A 16,176-nucleotide genomic window follows, 5' to 3' on the forward strand; every position below is an offset into this window, starting at 1 on the left:
AAGGCTCGTCAAAATGTACATTCAGGATGCGTCTAACCTTGCATCCAAGACACTTGCGGCGGGGGTTTTCTCGAATGAAGATTCGATAGTTGGACCGTTGTTAAGTCCACTGTACCCCGCGAGCTGCTATGGGGTTCTGGCCGATAAGGCCACATGACAGCTGCGCAATTTTTCCCTCAGTTCGTGTTATACCTCGGGGTTGGATAAGCCCGTAGTTCCCTCGCATGCGACCAGGTTTTGCCGACAGGAGTCAGGCCAATCTTCCAGATCGTCATCGAGCGCTATCCACTGCTTGGGTTTTCTGCGCTGAGCGTCTTCTTGAACTTGCACGCCCCGGGGTGTGGTGCGGAACATGGACAGGTTCCATGGGTCCACGCCATGCACACGTCTGTGGTATGTCCCGCCAATAAACCGAGCACGCAAGGACGCTGGAAGGCGCTTAAGGGTTGCGCTGTACCCGGGGCGAATGCACCAGGTGCTACTCAGTACCAGGGCAACGGTTGGGTGGGGTTGGAGCACCGACTCCAGGATTGGAACCCATTCGAACAGCGAATGCCCTGCAGCCTCATACGGGCTCATGTAGATGCCCTTGCGTGGATGCCCGAGTGCCAGATCGTGATCACCAGCACCTGGCGCCTGGAACAGGCCTATGAGGATCTATTGGAAAGGTTCTCTCCGGACATTGCCGCCATGATCGAAGGTGTTACCCCCAGATATTGCGATCTAACGAACGTCCCGAATACGCTGGTGGGGTACGAGCGGGAGGCCGAGTGCCATGCCTGGCTTTGGGCCAACGATGTGCCACATCGCAGATGGGTGGCGGTGGATGATCGATCGTGGCTCTATCGGCCGTTCTGCAAGTCGTTGTTTTTGGTCGATGGGCGAACGGGACTCACGCAGGCCACCGGTTCACAACTGACAGCTCGTCTTCAAACCACACTTTGAAAAGACTGCCAGGAGTGCAGACCACCTAGCCTCAGAAAACACAAATCTAGGGTTAACCCGAGCATCCTAACCGGGTAATCTGCACCGAAAGTGAGATCACCCCAAACACCGATGCCGTCGTGCACCAGCACCTTCATGCGGTTGGCTCTTCTGTTGGCGAACAGGTAGGCGTGGTGCGGGCGCGCTGCGCCGAAGACCGACACCACACGCGCCAGCGCCGTTTCGGTGCCCGCTCGCATGTCCAGCGGTTCGGTGGCCAGCCATAGGGCATCGACCCGGATCATCTCAGCCATTCGCGCAGCCACGCTGCACACGACGCCGCATCTTCCAGTGGCCAGTTCACGGTGACCACCCCGGCACTGCGTCGAACCTCAACGTGGATCGAGCGCGCCACGGGCGGCGATCTGGTGTCAGCAGCAGGGCTAGGTTCAACTGGTAGTGGAAGATTCAATGCAACGAACTCATTCCGGGGCACTGGCAATAGGGAGTCCGCTTGCTCGCGCATCCAGCGATGAACGATGTTGGCGTTGACCCCGTGTGCGAGTGCCACGCCGGCCACGGACGCGCCGGAGACCTGGCATTCGGCCACGATCTGGGCTTTGAGTTCTGGGGAGTAATAGCGACGCTTGGGACGTTGGGCGATCGCTTCGTTCGCCATGATGTGCATGATCTTCATCGTGCACACGATGCCTCGGCGCTGGGTCTATCTCAAGATGGGATTGCCGGACGCTTACTCCAGCGCGTCAAGCTGGACGGGTCGATGGGCAACTCGGTCTGCAGGTAGGTCTCGCCACAGAAGAGCTGCCAGTACGGGTTCTCCACCCAGGTGTTGACCACGGCTTCGTCGGAGGCATCGAAGGTGTGCTGCAGGTACAGCAGCCCAGCCACCAGGCGCGGAGCCAAGGCTGGACGGCCACGACCGGAGGTGAACGACACCGCGAAGGTGCGCTCGATCTCGGCCCAGTCGATCAGCGCGGCCAGCCTGACCAGTGGGTGCTTCATGTTGAGCTGCTCGTCCAGCCGCGGACGGAACAGCTCGCCGGACTGCGGCTGCGAAGGCTTCGGACCCATCGTACTCCTCGGAGCGATTTGCAAGAAAACAGGTACTGGCAAAACCATACCTTGCAAATCCTGCACCCATCAATCAGCAGAACTACGTGTCAGATCAAGGGCTTGCAGATTGTTCAGGGCGGACCAAGTAGACACGGAACGCATGGTCACCTTGCAGTGTACTTTGTGGTCAAGTGCATCTAGCTTCCGCAGCAATATACCTCTGCCGTCACATGCCTCCTGTATGGCCACTAAGACAATTGCTTTTAAAACGGTTGGTCCTGTGGGTAATCGTCAATTTAGTCACTTTTGCTGCATCACTTAATTGATGTCTCACTTTTTAGGTTCAGCCGACGAGTGAATTACGCCCTGTCGTCATAATTTATGTGTTTGATGGTGCTGTAAATGCCGTCGTGGCCCCCTCGAAGTTCTAGGCGCTGAGAAGGTCGGGTTCGTCGGGGGTACGATATCAGCATCGGTGGCAAGCCGTCTCCGCAGAGCAGTTGAAGCATTTTATTCGGATAATTATTCGCGATATTTGACTAGAAGATGTTGCTTTTATTAATTCAGAGGTTTTTAATCGGCTCGGTTGAGGCGGTGTAATCTGGTTATCTGCTCTGGATCTGTGTTAAAAGATTCACGAATTGCTTGACGACTTAATCCACTTGAAAGCAATTCGATTGCAGAGCGCGCGTGTTCCCTGTTACGGGAAGTCGTGTTGAGCCCTGCCGCTAGCAGAACTGTTGTAGGCGTCATATTTACCCCTGCAAGAGCTAACGCTTGTGCTGCCCACAGTGCCAATCTACGATCTTTGTCGGCGTTGATTTTGCTTATCATCGTGTGCAGCCTACTGCCGGGTGGGGTTGCTCTGGTAATTGAAGAAACTCCTCTTGAGGATAGTTGAGAAAGTCTCGATCTGGTGATCTTATGAGGACGCCGTTCTATGCGAATCGCCTTCATTAATGCGAATGCGAGGTCTCTTTCAATATCATTTATTTTTGAATTTTTATGTTCTTTTTTTCTGTTGGTGGGAGTGCTCAAATTTTTGGAGTCAGGGGTTTTTCCTGATGTGAGTTTGGTGATCGGTTTGAGTGGGTGGTCTGTAAAATCTGATGGGCTTAATTTTGCAGTGCTTATCAGCCAGTCCTGGTCCCTTACAATTGCTCTAAAGAGCGGGCGCGATGCACTGGCGAATATTTTTTTAAAATCTCCATTTTTCTTTAATAGTCGGGCTAACTTCTCTCTGTCGCTATCAATGGGCGGCAGTGTTTTCAACTTTGGACACCATCTTTTAATCGAATCTGGATGATGGATCCTCAGGAGCCAGTAGAGTCGAGGGTGAGATCTCTGGAATTTCGTAGCCACCTCGCCTGGGTATGCTTTTGAAAAGTTGAGGAGGACTTCTTCGGCGTGCTTCAAACCGTAGACGTACTTCGGACTCCTTTGCTTGATGTGAATGCCGACAGTTCTTTTTTTTGAAATTAATAGTGCGGATTCGTCGAAGGTTAGTCCAGCGGCAGTGAAGAGGGATGCAAAGTCCTCAGCTTTAAACCTCCCCAAATCCAGATTGAGTCTGAGATGGCAGTCGCTGCTCGGCGGCGCGATAACGAATTTGTGAGGAGAAATGCTGATTGGCTTACCGTAAACTTTGATAAGAGATTTGATATATCCTGTGGAGAAGTCATGCGGCGATAGTCCAAGAGCTTCGCTGGCGGCGGACTTGACTTGAGCGTGCGACCACAGTGAATTTTTAGAAAAAATTGAATCCGCACAAAATTTACTCAATCGCTTGAAGGCACTGCTTACTGGCGATTTTCTGACCGGCAATGACCGTAGATCCGCGCCGCATTCGCAGACGATGGGCATAGGTCGAAGTACCATTCTGTTAATTGGCACAACAAGCATTTTGCACTTGGGGCATGAAATTCTTAACCATTCTTCATGAACTGTGCATGTCAATGCGGGCTGCATCTGATGAATTCGATGAAGATAGGGCTCACCGTATTTTTTGAAGTCCTCATCAAGACAGGATGGACAGAAACGCACAGCGGGTTGGTGATTGCAAGGAATGAATCCAAGGGACCGAAGTCTCCCACTTCGTGTTCCATACCCCGCTGTCTCTAGGTCCAGCGGTCTCTTGTGAGCCGTGTTGAATACTCGAAAGAATTGACTTGTAGTTAACCTATCGGTGACTTCATTTCCTGGTAGCCCCATTTGATCGGTGATGAATGCTACGACTGCAGGATGAGGCGGGCTTGCCTGATAAATTGAAAGATTGGGACTGAGGTGGGCTACAGAATTTGATATTTTTCGAAAAACACTCTCACCATTGTGAACTACAAATCTTGTGAGAACCGAGCACAGAACTTCGTCTGGGTAAGGGGTGGGAACGTATGGCAGGAATACCATGAAGGGGCTTAGAGTGTTAGTTGGTGCCCAAGACCTTTAGGTGTGCTCGTTGATTCGTCGTTGAGCGTACGCGATAAGGTCCGCAGGCCATATACGAAGGCCTGCAGCACGCTGAATTTTCCATAATTTAATGTCGGACTCTCGTTGCACTAAAGAATCGATTGCGAAGTTAACCCTCCGAATTCTGAACGACTCAGGTGTCTCCGAAAAACGTGATAAGAGCGCCTTAAAGTGGGGTAGTTTGTCGCGGCGCCATTGAGAGGATTGCCCCAGCCCTGAGCAAAGCCGAGCTACTGAGATTCGCATGGGTGGTTCAGCCCTTAATAGCAAGATCATCCTAGTGAGAACTTTCGAGCAGAGCTCCTGATCTCGGGCCGGCCAATTCACCGTACCACGCGTGCTCACCGATTTGCGATATTGCGCATTGGAAGTAAGTAGCCAACTGCGATCATGTCGATAGAGCCAAGCATAGTCAGAAAAGCCCAGAGACCTTGCTTTGGAGATTCCCTCAACGCCAGGCGTTTTTAACACTCCCATCCACCGGTCACGCCGAGACGTTCGTTGTGCCATGAAAAGTGAACGTTGGCGGTGCAGTTTGGTGCCCTTCTCGTACGCTAATTCCCGATATATAGTTTGCACGGAAACCCCATTACGAAGGGCAATAGACTGCAATTCCAAACCTGACAACAAGTCGTGCCCTATCGAAGTTCGAGTTTGGGCGCCGACGAATTTACGACGCTCTTTCACTTCGATTTTTCGCTGTCTACGATACTTGACGATGGTGCCGACACTCTTGCCCGTTTGTTGAGCTATCTGACGGCAGGACAATGACGGGTTGCGTAGGAGATGTTCTATTTCAAGGCCTGGTACTTGTAGGGATTTCTTTGTCTCACCACGAGGAATCGCGTGCGCACTTCCTCGTGTCGCTTCGCGTGAAGACCGCTCTGCGTCAACTGCCAAGCTGAACTCTGCTATGGAGCCAAATAAAAAATCAATCATCAGCAGGTGGCATATCGGATGCAATGAGCGGTCAGGACGCTCAACCAGATCTTCAATCCAGCGCAAAGGACTTCTGGCGGTCTGCAGCAGTCGTGATTGATGCTGAAAGTTAGCGAAGTCGGCAAAGTAGTGCCTCACCTCAGTTGCAACTAATTGGTAGTCGAGGCTTCGACGGCTCGACTGAAAGCCTTTTGCCGACAGGCGGTTTCGATATACGTTGGAGCGATCGGCATTGTTTATCGGCGGTAGTGCTGCCAGCAGGAGATCCGCTGATAGTTGCGCAAATCGGAATTGAAAACCACATTCAGGGGTTATGCATTCCTCGCCGCTAGGAAGGCCTGGATACATTAGGGGTTGGCCAAATAGGCCTTCCTTTGGGACACTTTGTTGTTGCAACTGCAGAGAATGGCGGACGCAGCAGTTCACTCCGGGTAGATGGTGCTGCCGATGCCAGTAGTGGCAGCCGTTCATCTCAATATCTTCGGCTACACATGCGGGGCAAAAGCGGTGTGGCGTGTTGATTCCGAACCGGTTTGCAACGAGACCAAGCCGCAGTTTCAAGTCAAGGGAGTTACTTGAGCGCGAGTCCTCCATTAGTTGTGCATAGCGCTCGTGATCCAAGAACGGCCTGTGATACGGTAGCAGCGTACTGACTTCCACAAGATCGGCGAAAGAGTCGTGTGGCAGCGCCCCCGCGCATCGCTCGTTCATGGCATCGAAGTGACTGGGAAGGGTAAGGCTGGGTGTAACCGTCCTGCCGCCAAAAATTTTCCTCACTGCGTCTCGGCCCGTTCCCCACGCATTCAAGATTGCTAACCTGCACAGCCATGAATACAGCAGTTCGTCATGGTGCAGCTCAGGCGTGTAGCAGATAGTTGTTGAAGCGAGGCGAGCGCGGTGCACGGTAAGCGTCTAGGGAAGTCATCTTGCGTCCCTCGGGGAAATCGCCAACACAGCCCTTCCCCTGCGCTCAAAGACTTCGATAGGTAGGGTTGCAGCCTCTACTTGCTACTGATTTACCGAAGTATCAAAACCGGGCATGGACTCACCCTGAGCAAGGTGGTCGTAGTGCTTCCAACAACAAGGTGGCGAATTCGGGAGTGGCCATAGGCGCCCATAACCAGAAGCGAGGTTCCTTGCGAGGCAAGCCAGTCGGGTATTGCCTCGTGTGCATCGCCTTGCAGCATCGCCACATTCACCTCGAAACCTGCGGCCTGCAAAACCTGCTGGGCTTCTTCCAGCGACCGACGCGCCTCGCTGTCGTCCGTGCCGCACCTCACGATAGTGCACGGCAGGCCCGCCAGCATGGGGCTGCGCGCCACCGCTTCGACCATCCTGATGGCCGTGGCACTGCCGTCATCGGCGATGGCGAAGTGCGCAGGCTCTGCAAATTCTTCCTTCGTCGCAACCAACACCGGGCACTTTGCTGCCCGCACGACGCGCTCCACGTGGTGGTCCAGATGCAACCTTCCCGCTTTGCTGGCGCGCTGGTGCTCGCCCAGAACCACCAGGCGCGCGTCGGGCTCCATCTCCAGCACCGTGTCCACCACCTCGCCGTGGCGCATGCGCCCATCCACCTGCTGTACCCCTGCGGACCGGGCACGCTCCTGCGCGCTCGCCAGCATCTGGCGCCCAGCCTCCTGGGCCAGTTTGCCGCGTCGGGCATCCAAGTCGCTCAACTGGCCTAGCAGTGCCTCTTGAGCGCCGAGGCCGATAGCGCCGCTGAAATCCGTTACAGCGGCCGCATCGGGATCGCGCTCCAGCACATGCAACAGCTCCAGCGGAACCCCAAGGCGCCGGGCCGACCAGGCGGCCCAGTCGATCACCGCGGGCGTTGTCGTCAGGCCATCGATACAAGCGTAAACCTTCTTCATTGGTGTCTCCTCAGTGCATGAGTTGTTCGACAGCGCCGGGCTTGTCGTGGACGGCGAACCGGTCCACCAGCGTGCTGCTGGCTTCGTCCATGCCGATGACTTCGACCTCCGTACCCTCGCGCCGGAACTTGAGCACCACCTTGTCCAGTGCGCCGACGGCGGTGATGTCCCAGAAGTGTGCACGCGTCACGTCAATGCGGACAAGGGGAACCACTTCCTTGAAGTCGAATGCCGAGAGGAAGGCTTCGGAAGATGCAAAGAACACCTGCCCCACCACCCCGTACACCCGCGTTCGGCCCTCGTCCCCGCTGCTGCGGTCCACACGCAGCACCCGGCCCACCTTGTGCGCAAAGAAGATGCCCGATAGCAGCACTCCCACAAACACTCCCTTGGCCAGGTCGTGTGTTGAGACTGTCACCACCACCGTGGCAATCATCACGATGGACGAGCTGGGCGGATGCTCGCGCAGCTTGCGCACCGAATCCCAGCTGAAGGTGCCGATGCTGACCATGATCATCACGGCCACCAGGGCGGCCATCGGGATCTGGCTCACCCAGCGGCCCAAAAACACAACCATGAGCAGCAATATCACACCAGCAGCAAGCGCCGACAGGCGCCCGCGCCCGCCCGACTTCACGTTGATGACCGATTGGCCGATCATGGCGCAGCCCGCCATGCCGCCGATAAAGCCCGTGGCAATGTTGGCAACGCCCTGGCCCATGCACTCGCGGTTCTTGTTGCTGGGGGTGTCGGTGAGATCGTCCACGATGGAGGCCGTCATCATCGACTCCAGCAAGCCCACCACAGCCAAGGTCATCGAATAGGGCAAGATGATCTTGAGCGTGTCCAGGTTCAGCGGCACGTCGGGCAACAGAAAGACTGGCAGGCTGCTGGGCAACTCGCCCATGTCGCCCACGGTGCGGATATCCAGCCCCATGGCGATGGAGACAGCGGTAAGGACGACGATGGTCACCAGAGGTGAGGGAATCGCCTTGGTGAGGTAGGGCAGGCCGTAGATGATGGCCAGGCCCGCTGCCGTCATGGCGTAAACCACCCAGCTCACGTTTGTGAGCTCGGGCAGCTGAGCCATGAAGATCAGGATGGCAAGCGCATTCACGAAACCCGTGATCACAGAACGCGAGACGAAGCGCATCAGCGCCCCCAGCTTGAGCACGCCCGCCAGGATCTGCAGCACGCCCGTGAGCACTGTGGCCGCAAGCAGGTACTGCAGGCCATGGTCCTTGACCAGTGTGACCATGACCAGCGCCATGGCGCCCGTGGCCGCCGAGATCATGCCTGGCCGGCCGCCGGCAAACGCAATGATCACGCAGATGCTGAACGAGGCGTACAGCCCCACCTTGGGGTCCACCCCCGCGATGATGGAAAACGCGATGGCCTCGGGAATGAGCGCCAGCGCCACGACGATGCCCGCGAGCAGATCGCCCCGGACATTGGCAAACCAGGTTTGCCGGATGGAAGAAAGATTCATGGGAAAAAGGCAACGCCACCGACGACGGCCGATGCGCTGCAGACTACGGAAACAACGAGAGAAATGCGCAGCGCCGAGCCGCCCGAAAGCAGTGACGCACGAAAGAAGAAAGTGAAAGCCCGCTAGAAAAGGGACTTGAAACGCACCAGGCTATGGCGGTGTGACGGAGCAGAAGTAGCCAAGCGGCAGCTCACGGTTCGGAACGAACACCGTGGCTTCGGAGCACTTGGACATGGATTGCAGCACCCAAGTATTGTAGACCGGCAGCGTAGCGCAGGACCTAAGCGAGTGCGGCATCGCTACCAGACTTGGTACTCTACGACCCCCACCTATGGGGAAGAAGCTCCGTCACGCGGTTTGCGCGGTGAGAGGGCAAGCGTTCGAGAATGTCCTTGAGGTAGGCGTAGGGGTCATGCCCATTGAGCTTGGCGGTCTGGATCAACGTCATGATCGCGGCCGCACGCCTGCCGGCGCGAAGGCTTCCGGCAAACAGCCAGTTGTTACGGCCGATGGCTATCGGACGGATCTGGTTCTCGATGTGGTTGTTGTCGATCGGAAGGCGTCCATCGAACACGAAGCGCGTCAGCGCCGCCCAGCGCTTGAGGCTGTAGTCGATGGCGCGCGCGGTGGCCGAACCCTCCGGCACCTTGTGTCTCATCTGCACCATCCAAAGATGAAGCGCTTCGAGTAGCGGTTTGGACCGAGCCTGGCGCCCAAGCAACCGCTCATCAGCGTTTGTGGTGTGCAGGTCCCGCTCGACTTCGTAGATCCTGCCAAACTGCTGAAGGGCACTCTCTGCGATCAAGCTCTTGCTGGCAGCATGCAGATCAAAGAACTTGCGTCTCGCATGGGCCCAGCATCCGACCTCGGTCACACCATGGCCCATCAAGGCCTTGTAGCCAGAGAAGTCGTCGCACACCAGACTGCCTTGCCACCCTTGAAGGAAGGTGCGGGCGTGAATACCGGCACGGCTGTCGCAGAAATCGTAGATCACCGCCCGAGTGTCTTCGAAGGCACCCGGTGCGTACGCCCACAGATAGGCACGATGAGTCTTGCCGATTCCAGGCTTGAGCATCGCGACGGGCGTCTCATCGGCATGGAGCACGGCGTGACTCAACACTTCGTCGCGAAGAGCGTCGACCAAAGGCTGCAGCTGCGCTCCACAGCTGCCAACCCACTGCGCCAGGGTTGAACGCGGAACCGCATAGCCAGCTCGACTGAAAATTGCTTCCTGGCGGTACAGAGGCAGGTGGTCTGCGAACTTGGCCACGAGTACGTGCGCGAGGAGGCCAGACGTTGGGATACCCTTGTCGATGATGTGCGCGGCCACGGGAGCTTGTACTAGCCTCTCACACCTCTTGCAGGCCCACTTGCCGCGGATGTGACGCTCTACCGTGAAAACACCTGGTGTGTAGTCCAGCTTCTCTGCGACGTCCTGCCCAACGCGCCTCATCTGGCAACCGCATTGACACACTGTCGATTGCGGATCGTGCAGGATCTCTCTGCGCGGCAAGCTCGGTGGCAGGTGTTGCCGCTTCGGTTGCAGCTTGGAACGAATGAACGAGGTGGGTGCGGGAGGGGCCTCGCTCTCGCAAGCAAGGTCTTCAATATCCAAGCCGTCGAGGAGACTGAACTGCTCTGCACTGAAGCGTTCCGATTGCGCTGCGAACTTCATTCGCTTGAGCAGTGCGTTCTCGTTCGTGAGCTTGTCTATCAGTGCCTGCTTGTGCTTCACCTCGGCAGCGAGCCGGACAGTGAGCTCGCGCAGCTGCACGGCGCTGAGACCATCCAGGGATTGCAATTGAGCCACCATGGCTTTGTAGTGTGCCGAAAGCCGCGTCACCTCGCATTGTCGATTGCCCGGATTGCAGCCTGTGCGCAGCGTCTCACACGATCGAGATGACACCATCTTCGCCAAGACGTTGCCATGGCAAGCCGAGGACCAAGGCGCTTAACTGGGACTGGCTTACGGAGTACTGATGCGCCCCTCCTGGGGTCGGCCAAACGAAGCGGCCTTGATGCAGTCTTCGAGAGCAAAGCCAGATGCCGATGCCATCGTGGACGAGCACCTTCAACCGGTTGCCACGTTTGTTGGCAAAGAGGTAGGCATGGTGGGGATGTGCGGATCCGAAGACGATGACCACGCGCGCCAACACTGACTCAATGCCTGCGCGCATATCTATCGGGGCAACCGCTAGCCAGGCCGAATCGATGCGGATCATCGCAGCCAATCGCGCAACCACGCGGCGCAAGACGAGGCGCTGTCCATCGGCCAGTGGATGGAGACCGCAGCCGAACCGCGACGAACTTCAATATGGATTGCCGCCCCAGTTTGCGCTGTGCCTGGCGGGCAGGCCTGGGGAGGCTCAGCCTCAATGACAGCAGCGGCAGGTAGTTGAAGTGGGATGAACTGCGGCGAAGTGACCTGACCAGCATCGCCCAAATTGTGCTGCCGTTCTTCACGAATCCAGCGATGGACCATGTTGGGATTTAGACCGTGGCTGAGCGCCACGCCCGCTACTGAGGCACCCTCCTGGGAACATTGCTGCAGCACCAAGGCCTTCATCTGCTTGCTGTACTCCCGACGCTTCGGGACTTCAAGTGTCGACTCTCTTTGCATCGTGTCCACGATCTCCTTCGTGGACACGATGCCCTACCTCTCGCCATTGCTCAAGATGGGATCACCGTTCGCTTACGGTGCACGTTTGCTAACTCCAGTCAATCAGCAAGTAGTCTCAGCGGGCCAGCGGATCCTCTAAGGGGAGGTCAACCGGCCGAGGCGAGGCCCTTTTTTTGTTCTTTGTCGCAGCGGGACTGGGGGGCATGCTCTCTTCGTGTACATCGTCAAACTCTTCGTTTTTTACCCCTTTGGGTCGAGCAGGCTCCTCTGCCCCAAGCAGGGCGCGCATAGCTTTGTACCTAGGACTGAACAGCAGATCGTCAAACATTCGAAGCTTTGCAGGGTTCTTGCTGAGCAAGGCTGCAATTGCCGGTCCAAGAAATGCCATGTCAGTCGCCGCGGTTCGCTGAAACGCAGTAGCGTCGATAATTTCGCGCCCGCCAATCTCATTGTGCTGAGATAGTGTGAACGCGAGCGCCGCGAAGGCCGTATTTCCCGCTGAGGCCGTGTACCAAGCATCAAGGATTTCTTTCGTCAGCTTTGTCTTTGTCTTGACAAACGTATAGTCCCAATACGTATCGCAGAATTCTTCCCACTGAGGGCTATTCCTTGCCATCGGCTCAATTACCAAGCTCCCGAAGGAAGCGAGTTTGCGGGTGTTTCGTACCGCTCCTTCTACGACAGCTTGGACCGCTGGTGTTGCAAGCGCCAACAAGCTAATGCCGAGCCGCTCAATGATTTCACTGAATAGGTTTAGTACAAGCTCCGCATTTTGGGCGCGCGCGCTGCGCAAATTCTGAACTTCATCAACGACAATAAAGCCCAAGGAGACAGCTGTTGCGACTTTGTTCATCAAGTCGACCATGGGCGCAATATTGCGTAGCGCTGCCGCCTTCCGCGAATAGTCGGTTCCTAGCAGTCGGTCGATCTCGTTGAAGAATTGCAGGCACAACGACTTGAGTGTTGCGTCGTGAGGCACTCTGAGAAGAACGTATACGACCTGATGGCATTTCAGATCAGCTCCGTGATAATTCGAGTGGCAAATAACCTGCTTGTATCTCAGCAAAGCTGCAGCTGCGAAAGTAGTCTTGCCTTGCCCGCTAACAGACATCATGAAGTAGCCTTTAGCCGAAGGTTTCCAGTCAGCGGGCATTGGTAGACCATTGGTTCCGGTGGTGGCAATGGCGTGCCTCCTCTGCCGGTCCATCGTAGTCAAAGGGTGGCGCGCTACATAAGTGTCGCGGGCCATCTTGGCCAGGGTGAAGCCAGCCTTTTGATATTCAGGGAAAGGGTAGACGATGTCGTTGATGGTGGACAGCTCCATCAGTCGAACGACCTCGCTACTCCTGCGAAGCGTTGCCGACGGCTTCGCTGGGTAGTGCGCGAGGTTAGTCAGAAAGTCACTTTTGCTTTGCTCCAGAGGCGGCATTGCCTCAATGAACGGATTGCCTGCAAATCGAGAAACTCCTGTATCGTGATACACCGCAGGGAATATCTCAACATCCTTCATCGCTTGCTCCTGTTTAGCTTCACTAGTTCTACCAATCGAGCCTTCTCCTCTCGCTCCACTTCACTCCAGCTTTTCCCAACGGACGCACTGGCCGTGTGCTCTTCGAACTCTGTGTGTGTTTGGGCATGCAACTTGTTTTTGAGTTTTGCGGTTTCTTGATACCTAGCTCGTTGCATATCAACATTAGGTAAACGTTCGGCGGGGGCGCTCTTATGCCGGTTGTTGACAGGCTTGGCCGCCTTTGCGGCAACCCGTACGCGTCGACTTTCATGGTCGGAGCGGGCCCAAAGGCGTGCATTGACAGCCGCGAAGGCCTCCTCCTCGTCAATTGAAATTCCTTCGCTGTCCCTTGCGTCACCAGCGCCCATCACGAAACACGGCCATTCGCCGTGTCTGCTCGCTATCATGATTACCGCTGGCTGCGTCTTGTCGAGTCGGATGTCCAGAGAAGGCCTGTTTCTGGGCGATCGCCTGATGTAGTCGATTGCGGCCTCGTTAGAGGGATGATATACACGAGTCTTGTAGCGAAGAACACCTCCTGAAATACTCGCTTTATCTGAACTGAGTAACAGTCGGTAATAGTCTTCTTCCGTGTACGGTGCAGACCGAAGTCCCGTTATGTTTTCGAGTCCCCAAACATACGCATTTTTCGGCGTAGGTTCGATGCCGTGTTGTGTAAGGATTTTTCGACGCTTGAGGGCTTGATGGGGACGGTTGTTGTAGTCCTTCACAATTTCGATTAACGCTCGGTACGCATCCGCAAGTGTGTGCACTGCAGCAGCTTCAGCCTTACGTGCGGCCCTTCTTGATTGAGGATCTAAGGGACGGTCTGCGTAAACACCTTTCATCCCCGATGCCGCCATGCGCTGCTTGATAGTGCGGATTAGCCTCTCTACTATTGCTTTGCCGTCTGGGCATAGAGGGGGGAGTGGCGTCAGGTCGATGCGCAGATCATCGACCACGCTTTGCAACATAGATCCACTCATGAAGTCGGATCCACGATCAGGACAGATAACGGCTGGAATGCAGCCTATAGGCCATTGATTGTCAGAAACTTCTATGCCCAATCTCGAGAAGCGTTTTTCGCGAGAGGTAAATGCAATTAAGAGCGTATTGCGAACTTCCTCGTACGAAGGCGCGCGCAAAGAGATGTACGCTGAGACGACAAATCTACTCCACCGGTCAATTAGGAAGTAAATGGTTGGTTTGCCTACCACTACAGGATTTTTTTCGCTGGAGACTAGGTAGAGTCGCCCTCCGGTAGAATCGATCTCATATATTTCACCTGGACCTGCCGAAACTAGCGAGTTGGTGTTGGCAGGGTCACGACGAAGCCTGCGCTCATTTCGTGCTAAGTCTTCCGTAAGCTGCAACTCACCATTTATGTAGTAGCAAAACTGGCGATAGGTTACTGGCTCTGATATCTGTTTTTTTATGTACTGGCGATGAGTATCAGGGTGGCTCTTCTGGAAAAAAGTGCTTAAGTAGGTTTCGTGCGCAGTGGTCTTATTTGTTGGCCCCTTTCTGAGCAATTGCTTATAGCATCTGAGCATGTCGTCGACATCATCCGGAGTGACAACAAAATTGTTAGGACCTAGTTCATCGCTCAGAATAGTTTTCCGGCCGCGGCGATTATTGGCCTTATCCGGAATTTCGCCATTTGCATGGTCTTTTTCACCTGACTCTTCACGACCCCTCGTGATGCGCTTGGGGCCGCGAGGCAGTGCAACCAGTGCTATTTTTGTGCTGCCGAAGTAGTAGTAACGAAGGATGAGACGGTGCAGCGTCTTTTCCGCAACGTCTATGCTTAAAGCTCTCTCTCGAATTAAGGCGGTAAAGTGATGTCTCGATAGGTTCGTCCTATTTTCAAATGCTTGTATTACAGGCGCGATCTGGACCCATGCTGATTGAATTTTTCCTGCCTGAGAACTACCGCTTTCGGCTGGCACGGAGAGCTGTTGTGGAAGTACTATGCGACCCCATTTCGATGTGGGTGAGGTGAGCGCGCTAAGTTGATTCCAAGAATAGAAAATCGGTCGTTTGGCATACCTGGCTTCTTCGGGTGTGCCCACCCACATCGCATATACCCCATCCTCAAAAATATGAGTTAGGCGAAGATACCGACCTGGTCGTTCGGAGTCATGCAGTGCCAAGCCTACATGAAGGGTTGGCTGATTGGGTAGCGCGCGAAAATCAGTCATCGCTTCTTCTGATTCAAAAACAGTGGTCGATTGAGCGCCAACGGATGACCAAGCGAGATATCTATTTGACCTGACCAAGCACAGTACCGAAACATGTCCAGCACCTGCGAATTGGGGAGTCGAAGAGTCTTGGTGAGCCTTGCCACTAACTCACTGAGCAACTCGTTGCTTTTGTAGAAGCTCTCGAAAGCAAGTAAGAAGCGTGGATCAAGTTGTGTTTCCGGATTGAAACGATGGCGAAACCACCCACGCATGAAGCGCAGGATTTCAAGTAGTGTCTTATTGAAGCGCGACGTATCTACCAAAGTCCAAGGTATGCCTCGTTCTTGACACCATCTGTGCTCCACCTCTAAACGCAATCTCTTTGACGGATCGGCCGCATCTTCAGAAGTCTTAACGCTCGCTGCACGGTAGCTCTTTCCGTCCGCCGTCAGTTCCGTGATCAGAAAGTCGATCGTGAAGGGCTCCGGCAACCCTCTCTTATATATGTGTCGAACCTCAAGTTCCGTACAGAGCTCTAGAGTCCTATCCAAATCCAAGATAGGCCATTGCTCTCGAATGTCCACCACACTCTCACGACGTTCCATAAGGTACAGATAGGTGGCCTCCAGATCGGAAAGACCTTGATGCGGGCGACCCGTAACGATGCCATGCCCACCCAACGAAGTGCCGCGTGAAGGAACGTCGCGTATGTAAAGCCAAGGCAGGTACTCGGCGCCCTGGAGCAGGCCTCGTCCCCTCTTGACGCGTGCTCTTAAATGGCTGGGGTAGAGGAGGGGGTCTGGTTTCCAATGCACGCGTCCATTCTGAGGGAATCACCAAAAAAGTCCATAAAAATTGTTTAAAAAGTCCAAAACATTAGTCGAATAAGGCGTCGCGATTCGGAGATGCGGGCAATAGCAAAGAAGGAAGCCCCGTGGGACCCGCCTTCATCCTCGATCCCCGCGCCGAATGCGCAAAACGCGCAGGGATAGAAAGCTGCTTGCCGAGGCATAGGTGTAGCAACAAAAAGGGCTCCCAGTGGGAGCCCAGTTTGCTTGCCTGACAGTGAGGAAAACACTCCCCATGGCAGCAGCACC

14 protein-coding genes and 2 pseudogenes are annotated in these 16,176 nt (G+C 55.2%); 1 reads left to right on the forward strand and 15 read right to left on the reverse strand.

The features are described from left to right. Window positions 1-186 precede the first annotated feature (186 nt). Window positions 187-579 carry an HAD domain-containing protein gene (locus tag C8C93_RS24385; protein ID WP_225584681.1) on the reverse strand — a complete coding sequence of 131 codons (393 nt, stop codon included), beginning with the start codon at window positions 577-579 and terminating at the stop codon, window positions 187-189. 36 nt (window positions 580-615) lie between these two features. On the opposite strand from C8C93_RS24385, the gene C8C93_RS24390 reads away from it, so the two are divergent. Next, a complete protein-coding gene (locus tag C8C93_RS24390) occupies window positions 616-945 on the forward strand; it encodes an HAD domain-containing protein (protein ID WP_233559560.1) in 330 nt (109 codons plus the stop codon). On the opposite strand, the gene tnpB (C8C93_RS24395) is transcribed toward C8C93_RS24390, so the two are convergent. The 14 genes and pseudogenes from tnpB (C8C93_RS24395) to C8C93_RS24455 all read right to left on the reverse strand — a co-directional run bounded on the left by tnpB (C8C93_RS24395) (window position 930) and on the right by C8C93_RS24455 (window position 15,684). Beyond that, on the reverse strand, window positions 930-1,238 hold the full coding sequence (gene tnpB / locus C8C93_RS24395) for an IS66 family insertion sequence element accessory protein TnpB (protein WP_199727070.1): 309 nt from the start codon (window positions 1,236-1,238) through the stop codon (window positions 930-932). The two genes, C8C93_RS24390 and tnpB (C8C93_RS24395), sit on opposite strands and share 16 nt — an antisense overlap. Beyond that, on the reverse strand, window positions 1,226-1,621 hold the full coding sequence (locus tag C8C93_RS24400; protein WP_121508535.1) for a transposase: 396 nt from the start codon (window positions 1,619-1,621) through the stop codon (window positions 1,226-1,228). The genes tnpB (C8C93_RS24395) and C8C93_RS24400 overlap by 13 nt, the downstream gene beginning before the upstream one ends. 50 nt (window positions 1,622-1,671) lie before the next feature. After that, window positions 1,672-2,016 (reverse strand): annotated as a pseudogene (locus tag C8C93_RS24405) (transposase); the annotation flags it as partial. A gap of 555 nt (window positions 2,017-2,571) precedes the next feature. Further along, the gene (locus C8C93_RS24410; RefSeq protein WP_233559561.1) at window positions 2,572-3,861 is read right to left on the reverse strand and encodes a hypothetical protein; all 1,290 of its coding nucleotides are present in this window, start codon (window positions 3,859-3,861) and stop codon (window positions 2,572-2,574) included. 75 nt (window positions 3,862-3,936) lie between these two features. Further along, window positions 3,937-4,404 (reverse strand): annotated as a pseudogene (locus C8C93_RS25705) (TniQ family protein); the annotation flags it as partial. 36 nt (window positions 4,405-4,440) lie between these two features. Next, the gene (locus C8C93_RS24415) at window positions 4,441-6,306 is read right to left on the reverse strand and encodes a TnsD family Tn7-like transposition protein (RefSeq protein ID WP_121508537.1); all 1,866 of its coding nucleotides are present in this window, start codon (window positions 6,304-6,306) and stop codon (window positions 4,441-4,443) included. Window positions 6,307-6,419: 113 nt separating this feature from the next. After that, window positions 6,420-7,277 (reverse strand): universal stress protein, encoded by an 858-nt coding sequence (locus C8C93_RS24420; protein WP_121508538.1) that lies wholly within the window; start codon window positions 7,275-7,277, stop codon window positions 6,420-6,422. Between the two features lie 10 nt (window positions 7,278-7,287). Then, on the reverse strand, window positions 7,288-8,766 hold the full coding sequence (locus C8C93_RS24425) for a SulP family inorganic anion transporter (RefSeq protein ID WP_121508539.1): 1,479 nt from the start codon (window positions 8,764-8,766) through the stop codon (window positions 7,288-7,290). A gap of 316 nt (window positions 8,767-9,082) precedes the next feature. After that, on the reverse strand, window positions 9,083-10,576 hold the full coding sequence (locus C8C93_RS24430) for an IS66 family transposase (RefSeq protein WP_370110907.1): 1,494 nt from the start codon (window positions 10,574-10,576) through the stop codon (window positions 9,083-9,085). A 76-nt stretch (window positions 10,577-10,652) separates the two neighbouring features. After that, complete coding sequence (gene tnpB / locus C8C93_RS24435) at window positions 10,653-10,988, reverse strand: IS66 family insertion sequence element accessory protein TnpB (protein ID WP_121508541.1); 336 nt, start codon at window positions 10,986-10,988, stop codon at window positions 10,653-10,655. After that, on the reverse strand, window positions 10,985-11,386 hold the full coding sequence (locus C8C93_RS24440) for a transposase (RefSeq protein ID WP_121508969.1): 402 nt from the start codon (window positions 11,384-11,386) through the stop codon (window positions 10,985-10,987). The genes tnpB (C8C93_RS24435) and C8C93_RS24440 overlap by 4 nt, the downstream gene beginning before the upstream one ends. A gap of 115 nt (window positions 11,387-11,501) precedes the next feature. After that, window positions 11,502-12,896: an ATP-binding protein gene (locus C8C93_RS24445; RefSeq protein ID WP_121508542.1), complete on the reverse strand. Its 1,395-nt coding sequence runs from the start codon at window positions 12,894-12,896 to the stop codon at window positions 11,502-11,504. Then, on the reverse strand, window positions 12,893-15,097 hold the full coding sequence (locus C8C93_RS24450) for a DDE-type integrase/transposase/recombinase (protein ID WP_121508543.1): 2,205 nt from the start codon (window positions 15,095-15,097) through the stop codon (window positions 12,893-12,895). The genes C8C93_RS24445 and C8C93_RS24450 overlap by 4 nt, the downstream gene beginning before the upstream one ends. Then, complete coding sequence (locus C8C93_RS24455; protein ID WP_082564904.1) at window positions 15,094-15,684, reverse strand: TnsA endonuclease N-terminal domain-containing protein; 591 nt, start codon at window positions 15,682-15,684, stop codon at window positions 15,094-15,096. The genes C8C93_RS24450 and C8C93_RS24455 overlap by 4 nt, the downstream gene beginning before the upstream one ends. Between the last annotated feature and the right edge of the window lie 492 nt (window positions 15,685-16,176).

It is taken from the genome of Acidovorax sp. 93, assembly GCF_003633835.1.
GTDB classification, from domain to species: domain Bacteria; phylum Pseudomonadota; class Gammaproteobacteria; order Burkholderiales; family Burkholderiaceae_C; genus Acidovorax; species Acidovorax facilis.

Bases quoted from the DNA above. Each gene is read 5' to 3' on its own strand.
- C8C93_RS24425 (WP_121508539.1), bottom strand. From the start codon at position 8,766: ATGAATCTTTCTTCCATCCGGCAAACCTGGTTTGCCAATGTCCGGGGC.
- C8C93_RS24385 (WP_225584681.1), bottom strand. From the start codon at position 579: ATGAGCCCGTATGAGGCTGCAGGGCATTCGCTGTTCGAATGGGTTCCA.
- C8C93_RS24400 (WP_121508535.1), bottom strand. From the start codon at position 1,621: ATGAAGATCATGCACATCATGGCGAACGAAGCGATCGCCCAACGTCCC.
- C8C93_RS24410 (WP_233559561.1), bottom strand. From the start codon at position 3,861: ATGCCCATCGTCTGCGAATGCGGCGCGGATCTACGGTCATTGCCGGTC.
- C8C93_RS24440 (WP_121508969.1), bottom strand. From the start codon at position 11,386: ATGCAAAGAGAGTCGACACTTGAAGTCCCGAAGCGTCGGGAGTACAGC.
- tnpB (WP_199727070.1), bottom strand. From the start codon at position 1,238: ATGGCTGAGATGATCCGGGTCGATGCCCTATGGCTGGCCACCGAACCG.
- tnpB (WP_121508541.1), bottom strand. From the start codon at position 10,988: ATGATCCGCATCGATTCGGCCTGGCTAGCGGTTGCCCCGATAGATATG.
- C8C93_RS24455 (WP_082564904.1), bottom strand. From the start codon at position 15,684: ATGGAACGTCGTGAGAGTGTGGTGGACATTCGAGAGCAATGGCCTATC.
- C8C93_RS24420 (WP_121508538.1), bottom strand. From the start codon at position 7,277: ATGAAGAAGGTTTACGCTTGTATCGATGGCCTGACGACAACGCCCGCG.
- C8C93_RS24445 (WP_121508542.1), bottom strand. From the start codon at position 12,896: ATGAAGGATGTTGAGATATTCCCTGCGGTGTATCACGATACAGGAGTT.
- C8C93_RS24450 (WP_121508543.1), bottom strand. From the start codon at position 15,097: ATGACTGATTTTCGCGCGCTACCCAATCAGCCAACCCTTCATGTAGGC.